The sequence below is a fragment of the Tenacibaculum sp. AWR4_210 genome, from assembly GCF_056160945.1.
In genome coordinates this window covers 498,415-520,490 of the sequence record NZ_JBSWYF010000002.1, presented here as the reverse complement: position 1 = coordinate 520,490, position 22,076 = coordinate 498,415, and the positions used below count along the sequence as shown (strand labels likewise).

The 22,076-nt window shown below is 41.9% G+C and carries 3 protein-coding genes; all 3 read right to left on the bottom strand.

Going from position 1 to position 22,076, the window contains the following annotated elements; translation table 11 throughout:
- Positions 1-2 precede the first annotated feature (2 nt).
- The 3 genes from ACXAG7_RS05615 to ACXAG7_RS05605 are packed head-to-tail and all read right to left on the bottom strand — an operon-like array spanning position 3 to position 22,004.
- Positions 3-12,680: an amino acid adenylation domain-containing protein gene (locus ACXAG7_RS05615; RefSeq protein ID WP_476666227.1), complete on the bottom strand. Its 12,678-nt coding sequence runs from the start codon at positions 12,678-12,680 to the stop codon at positions 3-5.
- A gap of 36 nt (positions 12,681-12,716) precedes the next feature.
- Positions 12,717-20,534 carry an amino acid adenylation domain-containing protein gene (locus ACXAG7_RS05610; RefSeq protein WP_476666226.1) on the bottom strand — a complete coding sequence of 2,606 codons (7,818 nt, stop codon included), beginning with the start codon at positions 20,532-20,534 and terminating at the stop codon, positions 12,717-12,719.
- A gap of 42 nt (positions 20,535-20,576) precedes the next feature.
- On the bottom strand, positions 20,577-22,004 hold the full coding sequence (locus tag ACXAG7_RS05605) for an aspartate aminotransferase family protein (protein ID WP_408042218.1): 1,428 nt from the start codon (positions 22,002-22,004) through the stop codon (positions 20,577-20,579).
- Between the last annotated feature and the right edge of the window lie 72 nt (positions 22,005-22,076).

Below are 22,076 nucleotides of genomic sequence, written 5' to 3'. Positions count from 1 at the left end.
TGTTATAGTTTTTGATTAGAGTTATGGTTTGTAAAATTTATGACGGCATTGTACAGCGTTCTCTTATTCGCTTCCTGCCAAATACTAAAGTGATTTCCTGGTATTATTTGTGTTGAAAATTTATCCGAACTAAATGCTTTCCAAGCATTCATCTTATTTGGTTGACTGCTGTCTTCAGCTCCGATAGCCAAAACATTGGTCACTACCGCCTCCATTGTCAAGCAATACGATTGTAATATTTTTACGTTGTTTGCTACCACACGCTCTACGCGAGCTTTCGAATGTTCTGGAAGTGCATTTCCTTGTAATTGCTCGGTAATCAGTTCTTCGATTAAGGCATCATCAATCTGATGTTCTCCATCGTGCGCTAGTTCTGAAAACGCTATTTGCGGATCTTTATCGATGAGTATCAATGCGACATCAATCCCTTCTTGCTTTGCGCATTTTGTCAGTTCTGCGGCTAGCAAAGCTCCCATAGAATAACCTAACAGGTACTTTCTTTTGGCGCTGCGCATTAGCGGAGCAATTTCGCACCACATGCGCTCTACCATGTCCGACATACTCACAGGCAATGGAGTGTCAAAATCAATCCCTGGATATTGCAGTCCATAGCAAGCTACCCCTGCATTCCCCAGTGCTTCGGCGAGTTCTTTATACATTACAGAAGACCCTAGTACCGGAGGAATCATAAACATCTGACTTGCTGAGTCTGTTTGGTTCAACGGAACCAACAGGGTTTCAGCAGTGGATTGCTTATCTAGGATATCCGCTATACCTTGAATGGTTGGATTCATAAAAAAGTCTCGCACACGCAGTTCTTTATGAAATTCTTCCCATACTTGACTAATCATCGCCATCAAGGCTATTGAATGCCCTCCTAACTCAAAAAAGCTCACATCTGTACTTACAGAAATACTGTTTCTCTTGAGAAGCTTACTCCAAATACTCAGTAATTTTTCTTCAGTCTCCGAACTCGGTGCCACGCGACTGCTAAGTCCACTGAGGTCTTGTGTAGCCAGTTCTTTTCTCAATTCAGCATAGGCCACTTTTCCATTTGTAGTGAGTGGAATTTGCTCCATAAATACAATTACTCCTGGAATCATGTACTCTGGTAATTGCTTTCTTAAGTCTCGCTTCAAATCACTTTGATCCAACGGAGTTTCTGTGACCATAAAGGCCGTTAACAACTGTAATTCCGGATTAAAATCAAGCGCTACCTCTACAACTCCGGGTTGCTGTAAGCAAGCGGCACTCACTTCTCCTTTATCAACGCGATATCCACGGATTTTTATCGTCGTACCGACACGTGCTTTAAACTCGATGTTCCCGTCGGCATTCCACCTCCCAATATCTCCAGTTTTATACCAGCGTTCTTGATTGATTTCTGGTAATTGCACAAAACTCTCTGCATTTTTTTGCGGTCGATTTATATAGCCTCTAGCCATCCCAGCTCCGGACAGATACAATTCTCCCCAAACACCGATTGGCACTTGACGTTGTTGCGCATCTAAAATTTGGATCTGAGTATTCTCGAGGGGTTTTCCAATCGGAATTTCTGTTTCCGACCCGTCAATTTTATAAAGCGTCGCACAAACACTGTATTCGGTAGGTCCGTATGCATTAAAATAATTGAGTTTTTTTGCATAAAATGCGGCATCGCTCTTGTTGGGAGCCTCCCCCGCAGTTACTAACACGCGAATTCCTGCCACGGTTCCTCTGTCGAGGTTTGACAAATACGCTGGAGGCAATGTCGCAAAACTGATATTTGCCTCTCGTAAAAACGATGAAAATTTCACTGGGTTTGCAATCGTTTCATCACTTACAAGTACCAATGTACTCCCTGCGTAGAGTGCGATGCATATTTCGTATACTGAGGCATCAAAAGAACAGCTCGCAAATTGTAAACAAGTATCTGTTGCCTCTATTCCTAGTTGCTCAATCTGATCGGTAACCATATTGATATTTCCACGATGCTCAATCATTACCCCCTTCGGTACACCTGTTGAGCCAGAAGTATAAATAACATAGGCCAAATCATCTGGTTGTACTTGGGTCGTCGGCACGCAACCTTTGTATTCTTCACAATAGTTCGCCAAACGCTCGACTCCAACAATCTCGCTGTTTTCCAAGGTCAAATCCAAGCTGTCATCTGCAATGACAAACAAGGGGTTGGCATCTTTAAAAATCAACTCTTTACGCTGTAACGGCTGCTTGGCATCGACCGGTAAGAAGGCCGCTCCTGATTTTAAAATCGCCAACATGCACACCACTTGCCATTCCGAACGCCTCATAGAAATCCCGATAATGCGATCACGTCGGTGCTCAAAATTGTCTTCAATCCAGCACGCCAAGGCATTGGCTTTTAAATTAAGCTCGTAATAGCTATAGCTTCTATTTTCAAAAATCAGCCCTGTTGCATCTGGTGTTTCAGTAACCTTCTCTTCAATTCTCTGATGAATTGATGTATATATTTTTTCCTGCGTTGTTTCATTAAAACTATTCAGTAACGCTTTTTCATCAGGGGTTAACAACTGTAAGTCTTGAACCGCAATACTCATATTCGAGACCACCTGTTGCAGCACCTTTTCGTAGTGCTTTACAAATTGCTCTATAAAGCCAGCATCGTAACACTGTTTGTCATATTCTACAAATACGCGCAGTCCCTCTGGAGTTTCTCTCGTTACAAACGAAGCATCAAACTTACTCTCTTGCAACTCTTCCGTAACTCCTTCAACTACGATATCTGTTAACTGCAAATCATCGTCTTGAATTTCACGTTCGTTTTGATGTATAAACATCACATCAAAAAATGGTGTTGTTCCTTGTATTCCTTCTTCAAAATCACGAGCTAACAAATCAAATGGATAGTCTTGATACTCGGCAATTTGCAATACATTTTCTCTCACACTTCGCAGCAGGGCTTCAAAACTTTGCTGCGGTGCTACTTGAGTTCTATGCACCACCGTATTTACAAAAAATCCTAATTGGTCTTCGTATTCCTGCCTGTTCCTACCCGCCACCACGGACCCTACTATTAAATCACGCTGTTCTGTATAGCGGTACGCTGTAGCTTTAAAGGCTGCCAATAAAACCATAAATACACTGCTCGCTGTCGTTTTTGCTAACTCATTGAGTTCTGAGGTCAATGAGGCTTCCAGTACATAACTAAAAGTCGCTCCTTCTGACTTCGACGTCTTCGTTTTGGATGTACTCCTCGGCAAACTAAATCGCGAGCGTTCTCCTGATAGATAAGAATTCCAAAAGGCCTGATGTGCCTGAAAATTCCCCTCATGAAACTGATTCAGCTCCCAGCTTGCAATATCTTTAAACTGCAATTGCAAAGGGGTTTCTGTATATTTTATTCCCGTAGTTAGGGCATTGTAGCGTTCGCATAATTCATTTAACAGTATGGTTGCCGACCATCCGTCTGAAATACTGTGGTGTAAATTCATCACGAGTAAGGTTTTTTCAGGAGTTGTATACAGCCCAAAATCAAACAATGGTCCCTTCGCTAAATCAAAAACGCGATTTACTTTCTCACTAACAAAGCTAGCTACCTGATCTAGTTTTACAGGTAACGGTGCTACTTCAATAAACTGCTTAAAACGTTCTGCTTCTAAAATTACTTGTCGCGGACTTCCTTGTGCCACTCTAAAAACAGTTCTCAATATTTCGTACTTCTCAATAATCCCTTCAAATGCTTGTCTTAAAGCGAGTACATCTACCTTTCCTTGAAGCCAAAATACCTTTGGCACATTATAGGCTGACTTTGAATTGCTCAATTCGTGAAGCATCCACAATCTCTTCTGTGCATGTGATAACGGGTAGCTTTCCTGCTGAGGTGCTGGCGCAATCACCGTTTTTAATTCAGTAGTACACGCTTCCAATTCTCTAGCCAACAATTGCACCGTAGGTTTTATAAATACCGTTTTCAATGCGAGTTTTTTCCCGAAAGTACTTTCGATCAGGTTAATTAGCTTTAGGGCCTTTATCGAATGACCGCCTAAGTGGAAAAAGTTGGTATTTACAGCGATTTCTTCTGTGTTTAACGCCTGATTCCACAAGGCCAATAAGCGTCGTTCTGTTTCATTTTTAGCGAACACATCCTCTGATGCATCGGCCTGACTCAAACTTGCTAGTAATTTCTTCTTATTCAACTTGCCATTGGCGGTAACTGGAATCTCCTTTACCTCAACAAGTCGTTTTGGAATCATATAATGCGGTACTTGTTCACTTAATTCTCGTGCTACCTCCGGGATACTCTTAGCATTTGTAAGCTCTAAAAACGCCACTAACTCTGGAGTTCCGTTTGTGTCTGTCATCAAAACAGCGCATTGATGCACACCATCTAAGGCTATCAGCGCTCTTTTCACCTCATCCAACTCTATGCGGTATCCATTTAATTTTACCTGATCATCAATTCTTCCTTTAAACAATAACTCAGACTTTTCCGACCAGCAAACAACATCACCAGTAGCATACATTTTTGTACCTGGCTGCCAAGGATTGTCAATAAACTTTTCATCCGTACTATCTGGCAATCCGTGATATCCTTGTGAAAGCCCTGCTCCTGCTAAATACAATTGCCCTTTCACTCCAGGGGCCACTGGCTGTAAGTTTGTATCTAATACATAGGCCTTCATATTATCTATTGGAGTTCCTATGATTACCTGTTCTTCCAATTCTCGGTACGTAGCCGCTGTAAATTCCTTGACTATACAACCAATAGTAGTCTCCGTAGGCCCGTAGTGATTGATCAATTTCTTTGTCGGAAACTTCTCAAAAAACGAGGTCAAATCACGCGCTACAATCGCTTCGCCTCCTAACATTAAGTACCTGAGCGTAGCCAAGCTTTCCAATTCAAATTCCGCATCATTTATACACAATGCATAAAACGACGGAGTAGTTTTTATAAAGGTGATTGCATTCGCAGCTAAATACCTTGACAAATACGATGTGTTCAAATACTGCTCTCTCGGTAGTACGTGTAAGGTTCCTCCATTTGCCAAGGTTGGAAACACAGCGCTGTGCCCCAAATCAAAAGCAAAGGACGATAACAATACCGCCTTATCGTCAGATCCGTACTCATAGTTATGACTAAACCAATTCACGTAATTCAACAGTTGTTTTTGTTGAATTCGAACTCCTTTAGGGGTACCTGTTGATCCCGAAGTATATATCATATAGGCCAGTGAATCTGGTGTATTCAATGATACTGAAACAGGATTCTCTGTTTGCCATGAAGTGTCATCTAAGCACACGACAGTACCGGAAAATGAAAGTTCTCCTCGTCTATCACTTTGGGTGAGTACCACCTCTGCACCACTATTTTCTAGAGTGTATTCAATACGAGCTTTGGGGGTATCAACATCCAAGGGTAAATAAGCTCCACGAACTTTAAACGCCGCTAATACCGCGATAAATACTTCAGCACATGGCTCCAAATAAATTCCTATAAGACTCCCTCCTGCACCGCAGGCCAACAAATGACCCGCCAAGGCATTGGCTTTTGTTTCTATCTCTGCCAAAGTCCAACTGCGCTTCGGATCTACCAAACCGATATTACTAGGATAGCGGGCTGCGCTTTTAGAAAATAATTGATCTAAGGTAGCTCCTTTATCTCTGTGCAAGACCGACGTTTGATTAACTTCTGTAAGCAATTCCTTTCTTTCATGAGGAAGCAAGACATCTATGTCACTTATCAAAGTATTCGGTGTCGATTGCAATACCGTTAGTAATTGGTAAAAGCGCTGTACTATATTTTTTGCTGTTCGTTCCGTAAACAATGCTGATTTAAACTCAAGGTCAGCGACAATTTCATCCTCTAGGAGCAAAAACTTGACATTCAAATCAAATTTCACTCCTGTATCTTTAGGAGTCACCACTAAGGTTTCTACTGCTGCTGATGGAGACAGCTCCTCTATTTCCGTTGAAAAATCTTCTGCAGTAATCCAACTAAAAAGGGTTTTATACAGGGTATTTTCGCTTAAAATTTGCTGCTCGTGAAGACTGTCGAGCAATTGCTGTACCGGATACTCCTGCTGCTCGATATCGGCCACTACCTGTTTTTGAGTTCTCGTCAAAAAAGTTCCAAAATCTTCCTCAACCTCCCATTGCAATCGAATGGGCAAGGTATTCACAAACATTCCCACCGTCTTCTTTATCTGGGCGTGTTTCCTTCCCGCCATCGGAACTCCGATCACGAGGTCGTTGGTGGCTCCTAATTTTGTCAATAGCAATGACCAACAAGCCAATACACTCGTAAACAAACTACCATGGTGCGCTGCACTCAGATCTTTTAAAAACTGTGTTTGTTCGGCTCCAATTTTAAAGGCTATAGATTTTCCTTCAAAAGTTTGGCCTGTCTGCTTACGTCCTTTATAAGGTAATTGCAATTCTGGTACCTCTTGAGCAAACCGCTCAGTCCAGTAGTTTTTCAGTTTTTTACCGTAGTCGCCTGCCAATTGTAGAGCAAACCAGCTACTGTAATCTTTGTATTGTAATGCTACAGGTGCCAAACTAGCTCCTGCTAAAAGTTCTTGTAATTCTTCTTGTATAATTCTTTGCGATACTCCATCAATAATACTGTGATGGAAATCTACCCACAATTCCGCAGCTCGTTCATCGCGATGTACAAAACTCATTCTCCACAGTGGTCCATGAACCAAATCAAACGGTGTAACAAAGCCCTTCCAGTCCTCTTCTGACGGATTAGCAATCACGGCTACTTCTACCTGTTGTTCTTCATTAATACGTTGATATACCTCTTCATTTTCACTATAAAAAGTAGTGCGTAAACTTTCGTGACGCGCTATTAAAGCACCCACGGCTGCCTTTACTTGTTCATACGTAACAGAATTAGGCAACTGCACTGCTCCCGGCATGTTATACACGGTACTTTCCGGCATTAACTCATACAATGCAAAGAGTTGTTTTTGCAATGCACTCGCTGTATAGGGCCCCTGTTCAGGAGCAATTGGAATGGTAATTCCCGTTCCTTTTTCTGCCGAGTCTATACGGCTTGCTAAACTTCTTAAATGTTCTGAAGTAAACACCTCGGCATAACGCAATGTCACACCACAGCGTTCCTCCACGCGATTGGCCAAGGCTATGGCCTTTAAACTATGTCCTCCTAAATCGAAAAAGTTTGCCAGTACTGAAATGTTTTCAGAATTGAGTTGCAGCACTTCGGCTACAATTTGTACTAGGGCTATTTCCGTAGCTGTATTGGGGCTTGTATAGTTTTCCGATATAAGTGTAACGTTTGGTTTTGGAAGTTCTCGATGATTTATCTTTCCATTTTTATTTAAGGGCATATGCTCCAACTGCACATAGTAACTAGGTACCATATACGCTGCCAACTCGTTCGCTAAAAACGATTTGAGTGCCTCCTCACTAATGCTACTATCCGCTGTGTAATACGCAACTAACACTTTATCTGCCCCTTGCAAATCCAAGGCAACAACTTCCACTTCTTTGGTGGCTGGATGTTTCTGTAATACCGCTACAATTCCGTCGAGTTCAATACGATGTCCTCGAATTTTCACTTGATGGTCTTTTCGTCCGAAAAAACTGATATTTCCATCCGCTCGCCAGCGCCCTAAGTCACCTGAACGATATAGAGATCCTTCCGCTACTTTTGGTAGTTGCACAAAGCGTTTCTCTGTTTCTTCCGGGTTGTTTAAATACCCCTGGCTCACTCCTAAACCTCCCAAATAAATTTCACCGGTTACTCCTACTGGAACAGGTTGTTGATTGGCATCTAAAATATGTACCGTCGAATTATCGATTGGAATACCGATAGGTATGTTCTTCATATCGGTAAGGAAGATTTCTCCACAGGTAGAAAATGTCGTATTTTCTGTAGGTCCGTAAAAATTGATAATCGGCACCGTTGGATGTGCTGTTTTCACGCGTTCAAAATGCTCTGGTGACAAGCGTTCTCCTCCTACCCAAATTTCATTCAAACCTTTAAAAATAGAGACATCAATATCTGCTAACTGATGAAACCAGGCCGTCGTGATCCACATTTTTGTAATCCCACGACTCTCTTTTTCTCGGTGTAAATTTTTTACATCTAGTAAATCTTGTTGTGCAATGATATGCAACTGACCTCCGTTTAAAAAAGCTCCCCAGATTTCAAAGGTAGCTGCATCAAAAGACAGCGATCCTGTTTGTAAAAAACGATCTTCTGCTGTTAAGGACGAATAGTTGATTCCCTTTACGAGTCGCAGTATATTTTGATGGTTTACCATCACCCCTTTAGGCTTACCTGTAGTTCCAGAGGTAAACATGACATAGGCCAAATCTTCCAATTGATCTGCTGGCAAGCTCGGCGGTAAGCTACTCGTCTTTTGAAAAAGTTGAGGCGTACTAATATTCACTTGCACTAGCGCTTCTTTCGCCAATAAAGGCTCTGCATCCACATCGGTCAAGACCACTCTAGCGGATGAAATGTTTAAAACGTTTGAAATATGTGCTGCCGTAAACTTTCGCTCCATCGGTAAATAGGCCGCACCAGCTTTAACAATTGCCAACATCGCAATGATATAATCGGCATTTCGATCACATAAAATTCCCACGATTTCTCCTGGAGTCACTCCTTGAGCATCTCTCAGGTAATTTGCTATCCTATTCGAACTAGCGGCGAGTTCTTTATACGTATAAGAAGTACTATCATCTCTCAAAGCCAAGGCATTGGGCTGTTGTTGAACCTGCTTCTCAAACTCGACAACTAGTGACTTCCATGGGAAATGGGTCGTTACACTTCCTGAAAAACGCTGCAATAATGCGGTCTCATCAGCGTTCATATAACTCATCTTCCCAACGGTAAGTGCCTCCTTTTCAATTCCATTTCGCAACAACTCTACAAGATGCCTTACCAAATTTTGCATTTTCCCAGCTTCAAACAACTGTGCTTGGTAATCCAATTCCACCGTCAGTGCATCTTCGCTTTCATTAAAGTTAATCAGTAGCTCAAACTTGCTATGTTCAAAATCACGCTCGTAATTTGCATAAGTAAACCCTAAAGCTTCTGGAGTTTCTGAATCTTGTGCTGTGGTATTCTGTACTGAAGCAAACACATTGAACAACGGTGTTTTACCTGGCTCCGTGACTAACTGCAAATCCTGAACTAACAGATCAAAAGGATAAGCTTGATGCTCGTGAGCTTCCCATACGGTTTGCTTCACCTCCTCAACAATTGCCGCAAATGAGCTCGTATGAGCTATTCGTGATCGCAGTGCTAAAGTATTGACATAAAAACCTATCTGCTGTGTTAGGTCACTGTGTTCTCTACCAGCTGTAGGAGTTCCGATCACCACATCTTCCTGACCGGTATACCTCGACAATAGTACTTTCAAACCAGTTAACAAGATGACAAAAACGGAGGTTTCTTTCTCCTTTGCATATTCCTTTAACTGTTGGTATAAGGCAGGCGAAACTTCGTATTTTTCCGTTTTATTTCCGCTGCACTCACTCGCAGAAACGTCGTAAGGCAATTCCAAACGAGTTAGCTCCCCTGCAAATTTTTGTTGCCAATAGGCTTTTAATTTTGTCGATTTACTTTCCGCCAATTCTGCATTTTGCCAGTGCGCAAAATCTTTGTACTGAATAGCCAACGGCGGTAAGTTTGGTACTTGGTTATTGTTGAGTGCCGCATAACAGCGGAACAACTCATTACCAAACACCTCTGTTGACCATCCATCGGAAATAATGTGATGTAGCGTCAATAAAAACAAATACGTTCCCTCATTAATCTTTAGTAATAATACCTCAAAAGGTGGGCGCTCTGAAAGGTCAAAAACAAGGTTTGCCTGGCGCTGCACTACAGCGTCAACAGCCTCTTGATTATCAGAAAGTTCCTCTAAAGATTCGTACTGTAATTCAAAACGATAAGTATCTAATACCTGCTGTACTGGCTCGTTATTTTGAGTTACAAAAACCGTTCTCAATATTTCATGTCTGTCTACCAAGGTCTGTATTGATTGCTCGATTAATTTTCTATCTACAGTTCCTCGTAGTTGAAGCACATGTGGTATGTTATAATCCGCGGCAGCTTCCGTTACCTTATTTAAAATCCACATGCGTTTTTGAGCGTGAGACAGCTCGTAATAAGGTCTGGGGCTCACGGTCGGAATCTCATCAAACCCCGTAGCTTTTTTGCTTGCAACTAGCAGCGCTAAGTCTGCCAATACTGGGTGTTGAAATATGTCTTTTAGCGATATGATTACTTGCAGTTCTCTGCGGATACTGGCCATGAGTTGCGTCGCTTTTAAAGAATGGCCTCCAATTTCAAAGAAATTATCAGTCGTACTCACGCGCTTCACCTTTAGCAATGCTTCCCATAAAGCAACCAATCGCTTTTCTTCGTCCGAAGTAGGTAATACAACCGCGTTCTCAGTGACTAACTGTGCCTCTGCAGGATCTGACAATCCTCGCTTATCAACCTTACCATTAGGTGTTAGAGGCATCGTCTTTTCTTTGACATAAAAATGCGGTCTCATATATTCGGGAAGGCGTTCTGTAAAATAAGCCTGCATATCGGTCTTCGTCAAGGCCACCTCACTCACAAACCATAAGCTCAGGTAACGCTCCTCTCCTTTGTTGTACAACAAGCAAATAGCATCGCTTATTTGAGGGTGTTCTTTCGCTACCGCTGCAATCTCATCGAGCTCAACGCGGTACCCTCTTATTTTTACCTGATTGTCCAAGCGACCCACGAACTCGAGCGTCCCGTTTGGCAACCATCTTCCCTGATCACCGGTACAATAGATGCGTTCCTGATTTTTAACAGGGTGTTCAATAAACTTTTCAGCTGTTAGATCAGGCTGTTTATAGTATCCCTTGCTCACTCCAGCTCCTCCGATGCAAATTTCTCCCAAAACTCCTACAGGTTGAATTTCTCTTTTCTCATTCAGAATGTAGATTTCCTGATTGTCATACAACCTTCCTAAAACGGGTTGCTTTTTAAATTCAGGAAAGGTTGCTTTGGTCATCCAATACGCTACGGAACCAATAGTACATTCAGTAGGTCCGTAGTGATTTCCTAAGGTCACTGTTGGATAGTATTCAAAATACTTTTCTAAATTCTTTACATTAATGGCCTCTCCTCCTTGTTTTAACAAACGCAATGACTTGCAGGCCGTCGGATTTGCCGTAAAGGCAGGTGAATTCACCAATACCCCAAAAGTAGAGGGTACTATTTTTATATGTGTAATCCCTTCTTGTTCTATATAACGCAAGGTTTGTTCAGGATCAAAGATGGTTTCTTTAGGAATGTGTAAAACACCTCCTGTCACGAGCGTTGCCCAAACATATCCATAACAACCATCAAAATTGTACGAGTTGATCAGCATAGTACTATCGGCCGGTGTCAACTCATATTGGCGTTTAAACCAATTTACATTATTGGTTAACGATCGGTTGTAAATAAGGGTTCCTTTGGGTTTCCCTGTAGTTCCCGAAGTATAAATCATGTAAATCACCTCATCAATAGCGCGTTGACGAGCAGGATTTTGACTTCCATCGCCCGAAATATCGTCCATTGACAAATACGTTTTCCCGTTCACTGACCCTTCTGATTTAAGGTACCAGGCTTCTGTAAGCACAATACTACAATCACTATCGGCTAAGCAATACTGCACGCGTTCTTTGGGAGCTGCTATATCAATAGGTACAAAAACACCTCCAGCTTTTAACACTGCCAAGGCCCCAATCATTATATGTTCTGAGCGATCTACCATAAGCGCAACATGTGCTCCTATCGCAAAATCATTACACTTCATAAGCTGCATGGCCAATTGATTGGCTTTGTAATTCAACTCCTCATAAGTCAAGGAGGTAGTGCCACTTTTTACTGCAATCGCCTCTGGGGTTTGTAGTACTTGATTCTCGAACTGTGTGATAACCGGAATTTCCTCAAAACTGACTTTTGCGCGCGTAATCGCGTCATTTATAATCTGCGTATCTGTCGCAGTCGTAAAATTCAGTTCATCAATGGCGACGTCCAAGTCCTTCACGACTAGCTCGAGCGCTGCTATTAAATGCTTTGCGAACACATCCATTTCGCTAGCCGAAAAAACTGCTGGTTGATAATTCAACTCGAGAAAACAATCTTCTGCCGCTCTTGAAAATTTCACCAAGCAATCAACAGTCTCTAATTCACTTGTCCATATATTGGCTCCAGGGACGTAGCAAGCAATGCTTTTTAACTTTTTAGCCTGCTCTTCCACTGCGAACACTTCTTCGGTTACCTCAGCTATATCGTAATTTTGCTGTTCCATAGTTGTGAGCAGTTCCTTGTGAATTCCTCCCAACAACTGACGAACCGTCCCTTCGGTATCCAACGAAATTGCCAATGCCAACAAGCGCGATATTCCGTCATTAGTAGTACTTGCAAACGTACTAGTTGTTATTAATAATTCTCGGTATACTGTATACTTTGATAACACGATACTCATGGTAGCGATCAATAGCTTAAATAAGTTGATCTCTTTTCCCTTAGTCATGTTCAAGAGCTCATTCATGAGTTCTTGCGGTACCAAACGAGCTGCAGTCATTCTTTCCTGAAGAGCCACCTCCTTGAGGTTTTTCTCAAAAGGCGTTGTTTTGTTCGCCTCTTTTAACTTCGTATTCCAATATGCCGTTTTGGAAAGTGTATGTATTACATTTTGTTCCATCTGTTTTCTATTTCAATTAACTACTGGGAATAGGGATTATGAAAAGTCATCTACTAGATCAACTTCCGCTACAGGTTTTGTCACTAGGCTTGCCATACTCGCATCTGGTTGTGCTAACAATGCCCCGAAAAACTGCTGTATTCCCGTTGCGATTTCAGCTATACTACTCTTGTAAAACAAGCTACTCAAATACTTAATCTGCAAGGTAAATTCACCTTGTGCATCAGATTGAAATTCAAACATTAAATCGTATTTATTATGTTCTTCGTCAGTCAAGTCTGTCGCGATTTCCTGAAAGCTCAATCGGTGCGTCAAAGCTTCTTCTTCCAATCCATCATTGTAGGCAAACATGATATCGAACAGGGCATTTTTCTGCGTTTGTCCGGCCAATCCAAGTTGTTGCACTAACAAATCGTAGGGATGTGACTGTCTTATAAATGCCGCTTTTGTCTCTTCGGCTACTTGCGTTAATAGACTCGAGAAACTCTGTGCTACTTCCCACACAGAACGCAAGACAATGATATTTACATAGAATCCTATTTGATCCTCTAACTGCGGATGATTTCTCCCCGCTACTAAGGTTCCAAGAGGAACATCAGTCGTATTTAAAAAGGTTCCTAAATACGCTTTGAGTAATGTTTGAAGAACGAGGTAAGGACGGTGTCCGGTAGATGTACTATACGCAGTAATAGCCCTACTCAATTCCGTTCCGAATGCTACTGTTTTTACCACGGAATGAGTATCGCGATAGGCTCCTCTAGGCTTATCGAGTGGTAACTCTTTTCTATTGACAACCCCAGTGAGTACTCGTCCCCAATACTGGGCCTCTTCATTAGAGGCATCCGCTAATCGTTTGTTATGCCAGCTCGCGAAGTCTTTGTATTGAATGGTGAGTTGGCGTGCGGGAATACTCCCTTGAATAAGCAGGCTCTCATAAGCTGTTTCGATTTCTTTTTGCAATACCTGCAATGACCATCCGTCCCCTATGATGTGGTGCATATTCACAATCAAAGCCTGTTGAGATCCCGAAGTTATCACCGTTACCCGCAAGAGCGCATCGGAGCTCACATCAAATTCATAGGCACGTTCTGACACTAATTTTTGTTGCGCCATCTCCAATACCTCTTTTTCTGTATGCAACACCTCAAAAAAGTCCGTACTATTTATTTGATTTTTGATTTTTTGATAGGGAATTCCTTCTTTGTCAATAAAATTTGTGCGCAAAATCTCGTGTTTGTTCAGCACATAGCTGAGGGTTTTCTCAAACTTCGCCAAGTCAAAATCTCCCTGGATTTCAAAACCAACGACGATATTGTACACTGCCTTATTTTCTGCTATTTGTTGTGCTAACCAAAGGCGTTTTTGCGCTTGAGAACACGGGTATAATTCAGCTTCTTCGACCTTTGAAATGGCTACTTTGGTACTACCATCCATTGCCTGTCCTTTTTCAATAGCCTCTGCAAGCCCTTGAATAGTTGCATTTTTAAACACCGTGGCTAAGTCGACAATGCTTCCTAACTGCTTTTGAATTTTAGCTATCATTCGCATGGCTAAAATGGAATGTCCTCCGATCTCAAAAAAGTTTTCGTGTATTCCTATCACAGGTCGGTTCAATAACTCACTCCAAATAGTTAGTAATTTTTTCTCTAGAACGGTACTTGCCGTTTGCGTTGTTGTATCTTCTTCAACTGCCTTCCACTTTGCTAACTCATTTCTATCTATTTTCCCATTTCTATTCAAAGGGAACTCCTCGAGAACGACCAACTGCTTAGGCACCATATATTCTGGCAATTTCTCACCGAGTTCGGCACTAATTTGGCCTAACTGTACCTCCCTAGTTTCTCCTTGTACAAAAGCCTGTAATTGCTTACCGCCACCGGGTAATTCTTTTGCAATTACGACTCCTAATTTTACTTGTTGACACTGATTTAACACCGTTTCAATTTCTCCTAATTCAATACGGTATCCGTTGACTTTTACCTGTGAGTCTTTTCGGCCTATATAGCTCACATTTCCGTCCGGGAGCCATTTTGCTAGGTCACCAGTTTTGTACAAACGCTGACCTGTAACAAAAGGATTTGCTACAAACTTTGCTGCTGTTAAATCGGGGCGGTTTAAATAGCCCTTACCCAAACCTGTACCACCTATGCACAACTCACCTACTACTCCAACCGGTAGCAAATTCAAATGGTCGTCTAAAATGTAAATGGCTGCATTTGGAGTCGGTTTCCCGATAGGTACCGTTACAGCATTTGCAGGCAACTCACTCGCTCGGTAATAGTTACAGAATACGGTTGTTTCGGTAGGACCATAAATATTATCTAAACTGGCCGTCAACTTCGATTTTTGATAATTTCTGACCGTTCTCACCGGAAGAACTTCTCCTCCAATTAAAAAATACTCAATACTAGGCATCTCGATATCGTTGGCTAATACGTATTCCATAAATGCCGTTAAATGCGAGGGCACTAAATTTAACTGGGTTACTTGCTGGCGATTGAGTTCGTTAATAAACTGCCCTAAATCTCTTACTGTAGCATCTGGAACAATTACCATGCTTGCGCCTCCTTTGATCCAACCGAAAAGTTCAGGAATTGCCATATCAAATCCGAAATTGGTTTTAAATGTCATACGATCCCCTTCTTTTAACGGATGTGTTTGATCAGAAAAACAGACAAAACTATAGAGTGCTCGGTGAGAAATCACAGCGCCTTTTGGTCTTCCTGTGGTTCCAGACGTATAAATACTATAAGCCGTATCAGACTGAGAAATGATTTCCGGAGCTTGAAATACGGAGGCTTCCTTTGAATTGTTCAATAGAGCCAATGTGTCGACCCACCTTACCTCCGAGGTACCTTGAACAGTTGCCAGAACATCAGGTTGCGTCAGAACTGTTTTTGCATTACAATCATCCACGATAAACAGAATTCTATCTTTAGGATTGGAAGGATCTATGGGCACATACGCAGCTCCCAATTTTAAAATGGCAAAAATTCCTACCACAGTAGGTATTCCGCGTTCCATACAAATTGGAACAAAATCACCTCGACGCACTCCTAACACCTGTAAATCAGCAGCAAGAGATTCCGCCTTACTATTGAGCTCTCCATAGCTCATGGTGTTGTTTGGAGCAATCAAAGCGAGAGCTTCTGGTTTTCGTTGCACTTGTTGATTAAAAAGATCGAGAATGGTTTCCTCAGAATCGAGTTCCAAATTCGCAGCATTAAACGATAACAACTGCGCTTCTTCGGCAGGACTCAGCATTGCTAAGCTCGCCAATTTTTTTTCTGGATACGTTACTACAGCCTTTACTAAATTGCTAAAATGGGTTGCCAAACGTTCTATTGTCGCCGTTTCAAACAGGTCTTTTCTATATTCAATTTCTACCTGTAGTTCCGATCCTGACTCTTCTACTATCATGTGCAAATCACTGTGTACCTGCAACTCAGATGGCTCTAGTAACTCAGAGGTTAACCCGTCTAACTGTAAATCAGCAACTTCCGGCGTATTTTGGTAGGTAAACATCACTTGGTATAAGGGATTTCTATTGATATCACGTTTACCTGTGGTGCGTTCTACTACTTTTTCAAAGGGAGTATCTTGATATTTAAAGGCTTCTAAGGCAGTTGCTCTCACTTGTGCTAACAGCTCTTGAAAGCTCATATCAGCACGCAATTCCGTCCTAATAGCCAAGGTATTAACAAAAAACCCAATTAATCCCTCAAATTCTTGATGGGTTCTACCAGCAATCGGTGTTCCTACACAAATATCTCCCTGTCCTGCATACCTGTACAACAGCAGGTTAAACGCACTTAGTAAACTCATAAAAAGGGTTCCTTTCTGCGCCTGAGCCAAGGCTCTCATTGCATTGGTTTCCTCCTCTGCAATCGTAAAAGAGACGGTAGCTCCTCGAGTACTTAGGGTTTCAGGTCGTTTAAAGTCGGTTGGAAACTCTAAAATTTCAACTCCCGCAAGTTTCTTTTCCCAATACGACAACTGCTCTTCGAGAGAATTGTTCTTTTTACGTTGCCACAAAATATAGTCTACGTACTGAACTGGTAGTTCGGGTAAAACAGCCTCTTTTCCTTGCTGTTTTGCTTGGTATGCACTCAAGAATTCCTCTACGAGTATACTCTCAGACCACCCGTCGGCTGCTATGTGATGCATCACTAACACCAGTACGTGTTCTTCCGAACTGTAGCGGAACAACTCTGCTCTGAGTTTAAAATCTTTTGTAAGTACTATAGGGCGCTTACTCGCCGCATAAATATCTTCTTCAACAGTCGTCGTTGCTTGGGTTTTATCTGTTAACACTAATTCCCAATTTTGTGCATCTAAAAACTGTAAATGAGGTTCTTCTTCTGAGGTATCGATTACCGAACGTAAAATTTCATGACGGTCTACTACTTCTTTTAACGCAGCTTCCAAGACAGTCACATCCAATTTTCCGGTCAACCTAACCGCAGCAGGAATGTGATATTCTGCACTCCCTCCGTGAAGTTGATCGAGAAACCAAACGCTCTCTTGAGCATAGGATAATGGAATTTTTGTCGGGCGCACCTGCTTAAGCTGTTCGGTAATTTTTGCTCCTTGGAAGGTAGCATCAATATGCGCTGCCAAGGCTTGTAATTGGGTATAAACAAAGAGGTCTCTAACATCCAAGTTTACTTTCAACTGCTTTAATACTGCAGCTTTTACACGCATGGCTAGCAATGAATGTCCTCCTTTTTCAAAAAAGTCATCTGCTGCTCCAATACCTGACTTTTGCAAAACGTGTTCCCATATCGCTTTTACGACCAATTCTGTTGGCGTACTACAAGGAACCCCTGCTTCCGCTCCTTCCTTTTGCCCTTTGTGAACTTCCAAATAGTGAGCTAAAAGTTTCTTTTCATCTACTTTATCACTGAGATTCTGTGGCAATTTCACTACTTGACAGTAGTGGTTAGGTCGCATATAACTCGGTAATGCCTCCTTACACAACGCCGACAACTGCAACTCTATATCCGAGAATTTTGTAGTCACAGCATTCTCTAGCACTATAAATGCGATTAAATCGATATCATTGGGCGATTTTTTATGGGCTATGACCGCTGCATTGGCAATGTGCTTATGGCTGCGTAACAAGGCTTCTATTTCTCCTAACTCTACTCTATTTCCTCTAATTTTGACCTGTCTGTCTTTTCTTCCGAGAAATTCAATATTTCCATCAGGTAACCAGCGTCCTAAATCGCCTGTTTTGTACATACTGTTTCCGAGAGTACCTAGAAATGGATTCTCTTTAAAACTCTCAGCCGTTTTTTCAGGTTCTTTATAGTACCCTGCTCCGACACCAATTCCTGAAACACATATTTCTCCGCTCACTCCTATAGGAACTAGCTTTTCATTGTTATCGAGGATAAAAATATTCATATTCGCTATCGGCTTTCCGATAGGAACTTTGAACTCGTTACTCGGAATTGCTTCCGTAATTTCGTATTGCGTAATATCATCCGAAGCTTCACAAGGTCCATAGCCGTTAAGCACTCTACAATTTGGTACCAATCGTCTCCAATCGTTCACCAAATGAGCTGGAATTTCTTCACCAACCATCATCATCCATTCCAAGGCTGGCAATAGCGAGTTTGTCGTTGCTTTTTCTTTTAAAAACTCGACAAAACCAATGAGGTAAGAGGGTACAAACTCAGCGATACCCACCGCTTCATCTCGTAAAATCTGAAATGTTTTTTCGTAATCCAACACCCAGGCTTTATCGGCAATCACCACCGTCCCCTTTTTTAATAGGGGCGCAAGCATTTGCCAGACAGAGATATCGGAAGCAATACTCGCACTTTGCAAAAAACTAAATCCGTCTTTTAAATCGAGTGCAGCGTATTCTGCATAAATATGGTTTAAAGCTCCATCATGGCGGGTAATAGCTCCTTTTGGCTTTCCTGTCGATCCGGAAGTATAGAGCATATAAGCCCAATCTGACACCTCAGTATTTCCTTTGACATCAACTAACGCTGCTTCTTTGATTGCTACACCATCGCTCAACAAAACACCTTGTTTGCCCAGAGATACGCCGAGCTCGGTATCCGCTTTATCAATGACTATACATTGACCTAAGGTTTTTGGAAGTGCCTCTGAGCACAGCGCTCCTGCCAAGGTATTGTCCGTAATTACTGCTGAGATATCACCATCTGTCAGTAACTCCAAAGTTCTAGATACCGGATTTTGGATATCTAATGGTACGTATACTCCCCCTGCTTTGAACACTGCTAACAACGCGGCGATTAACTCAGGGGTTCTTTCGAGGTGAACTCCCACAAAACTCCCTTTTGACAATCCGTTTAAGCGCAAACTATTCGCCAACTGATTAGCGTATTCATTTAACGATTTGTAGGTCCACTCTCGCGATCCGTGTTTGATAGCCACCACCTCAGGAGCAGTCTTCACAACAGCTTCAAAAACTTCGTGTATGGGTTGTGTATTCGTAAAATCTACTGCTGTTGCATTGAAATCGAACAACAACTGCTTTTCTTCTTTGGCAGCTAGCCATTGTATTTCGTTAACACGGCGATCAGGACAGTGAGCAAACTGATGTACGAGTTCTTCAAAACTCGCCAGTAAACTATCCATAAATGCCGGGTGGTATTTTTCCGGATGGTAATAAAAAGTAACCGTAATTTCTTTAGCCAGCTCCACGTCAATATCAAAATCATAGTTGGTACGATCAAAAACAGCGACGTTTGAGATTTTGAACAAATCGTCTCCTGCCTCCTCTTCATTCATCTCTGATAGCGGATAGTTTTCAAAGGCAATAACGTGATTCACAAGATCTGCCTTTAAAGCTGTTTCACTTTGGATATCTGCCAAAGAGCTGTAATGGTGTGGTAGCCCGTCAATAAAATCGGTATGGGTCTTTTGTACGATGGTCCTCAAACTATCTCCGTCAGAAAATTGTACGCGTACTGGAATGGTATTGATAAATAATCCTAAACAGCGATCCATCCCTTCTAAAGTGGCAGGACGCCCCGATACTACATTTCCATATACGACATCATTGCTCCCGGAATACTTAGCTAACAGCAAACCCCAAGCGGCCTGAAAAAGATCGTTCAACGTCACCCCCATTTCCTTAACTACCTCGTTCAATATTGCTGTTTTTTCTGTATCAAACACCAATTTCTTCAAGGGGTTTCTATCATTTAACTCCTCTGTACTCGGTACTGAAGGAATTTCGGCCAAATGCTGGTAACCATCCAAATAATTTTTCCAATAGGCTTTCGACGCCTGTTGGTCTTGTTTTTCTAACCACTTCACATAGGTCCCGAATGAGACGGCAGGAGCAAGTTGGAGCGGTCTGTTTTCTTTAAGACTATTGTAAATTTCATTTAACTCCTCAACCAAAATAGCATGGCACCAACCATCCAGTAGAATATGGTGGTAACTCCATAAGAAATCAAAGGCAGCTGTTTCCTTTTGAATAACTGTAATTCGCAACAAGGGTTCTTTAATCAAATCGAATCCTTTGTCTAAATCTGCCTCCTTGTAGGCCGTTAAAAAACGTTCATACGTCTCTTCCGACTCGTTTCTTTTGTCCAAAATTGTACAGGGAATACTTCTGTTTCTCAGTACTACTTGGATTGGGCGTTCGGTTTTATCATACACAAAGGCAGACCTCAAAATATCGTGTCGTTCTCCTAAAATTCGGATGCTTTCCGCAAAAATATCGCTATCAAAAGATCCGTTAACCGTGTAATACAACTGGTTAAAATACGCTTCTGAATCGTCCTTGATCTCATGAAAAAGCATTCCTTCTTGCATGGGAGTCAAAGGATAAATCTTTTCTATATTGTTGGCTTCTTGCTTCATGGTTGGTTAGTGAGTTAGTAGGTAATTAGTTTGATCGTTTTACTAGAGTGTCGCCTCAGAAAGTAGCGCTTCAGCGGTTACTTCATTTCCGGGCATCACACTCATCAAGGCGTCTTTCATTATTTCCAAAGCGCGATCGATGAGTTTTGGCGTAATAGTCAATGGTGGAACAATACGCAATACGTTGTTGTAATGTCCTCCAACTTCAAACAGCAGCCCTCTTTGTAAACAGGCTTGTCGAAACTCTTTTACGAGCTGACTCGCTGGAGTTTTTGTATGGGTATCGAGTACGAATTCTACTCCGATCATCAATCCCTTTCCACGGATATCCCCAATGCAATCAAACTGATTTGCTAATTCTTGCAATCCTGCTTTTAGATAAGCACCCATTTCTTTGGTATGAGCTCCTACTTGGTATTTTTCGATAAAATCGAACGCTCCGTTGGCAGCTGCCAAACTCACCTGGTTTCCTCTAAATGTACCGATGTGGTCTCCAGGTCCCCAAGCCTCTACTTCTTTTCTGTACACCAAGGCCGCTACAGGGAATCCTACTCCTCCTAAACCTTTAGACATGGTAATAATATCGGGCATGGCATCGTAATTCATACAGGCCAAAAATTCCCCTGTGCGGAAAAATCCGCTTTGGATTTCATCAAAAATCACCAAAACATCATTGCGATGTGCAACTTCGATGACTTCCTTTAAAAAGCCTGCTGCTGGAGGGATGTTTCCACCTTCTCCTTGAATAGATTCGACAATGATGGCAGCAGGCTTTGTGATCCCCGAGTGTTTATTTTCTAGTAAGAATGTCAATTGATCAATACAGAAGTTCTTACTCGCCTGACCTGTGCTATTTGACGGACAGCGATACTCATAGGTAAATGGTGTAAAATGCACATTCGGTACCAAGGCACACAACTTTGATTTAAAAGCCGTATCCGCAGTAACTGCCAAAGCCCCTGAAGTCATCCCGTGATAACTTCCCGAAAAGGCGATAATACCCTCTCTACCCGTTTTAATTTTGGCTAACTTGATCGCTGCCTCAACGGCGTCAGATCCCGTAGGCCCTCCAAAACTCACTTTGTAATTCGTGCGTTCTGCTTCTGGCAAATTGCCTAAAATATGCTGAATGGCTCTTAATTTATTTTCTGTTGGAAAATCCAAAGCGTGAATTAACTTTTCTTGCTGTTCCTTTACATAGGCCAACACCTCATCGTTACAATGCCCTACGTTTACGACCCCACAACCTGCAAAAAAATCGATAAACTGGTTTCCGTCAACATCTTCTACTACAGCTCCCTTGGCTCTATCAATAGCAAAAGGCATACTCTTAGGATACGAAACTACCGCTCCTTCGATTTCCTTTTGTAAGTTTAAAAGCTCCTGTGATTTTTTCCCTGGAATTTGTGTCACTACTTTAGGTGTTTCTGTCAAATGAAACTGTGAAAATTTATGTGTTGTATTTTCCATCTTTTTATAAGTTTTTTTGTTCGGTTTAAACACTATGCCCCCTAGCCAGCGTGTTTTCACGAGGCTCACACA

Coding starts and splice junctions, on each gene's coding strand:
- ACXAG7_RS05615 (WP_476666227.1), bottom strand. CDS start 12,680: ATGGAACAAAATGTAATACATACACTTTCCAAAACGGCATATTGGAAT.
- ACXAG7_RS05610 (WP_476666226.1), bottom strand. CDS start 20,534: ATGAAGCAAGAAGCCAACAATATAGAAAAGATTTATCCTTTGACTCCC.
- ACXAG7_RS05605 (WP_408042218.1), bottom strand. CDS start 22,004: ATGGAAAATACAACACATAAATTTTCACAGTTTCATTTGACAGAAACA.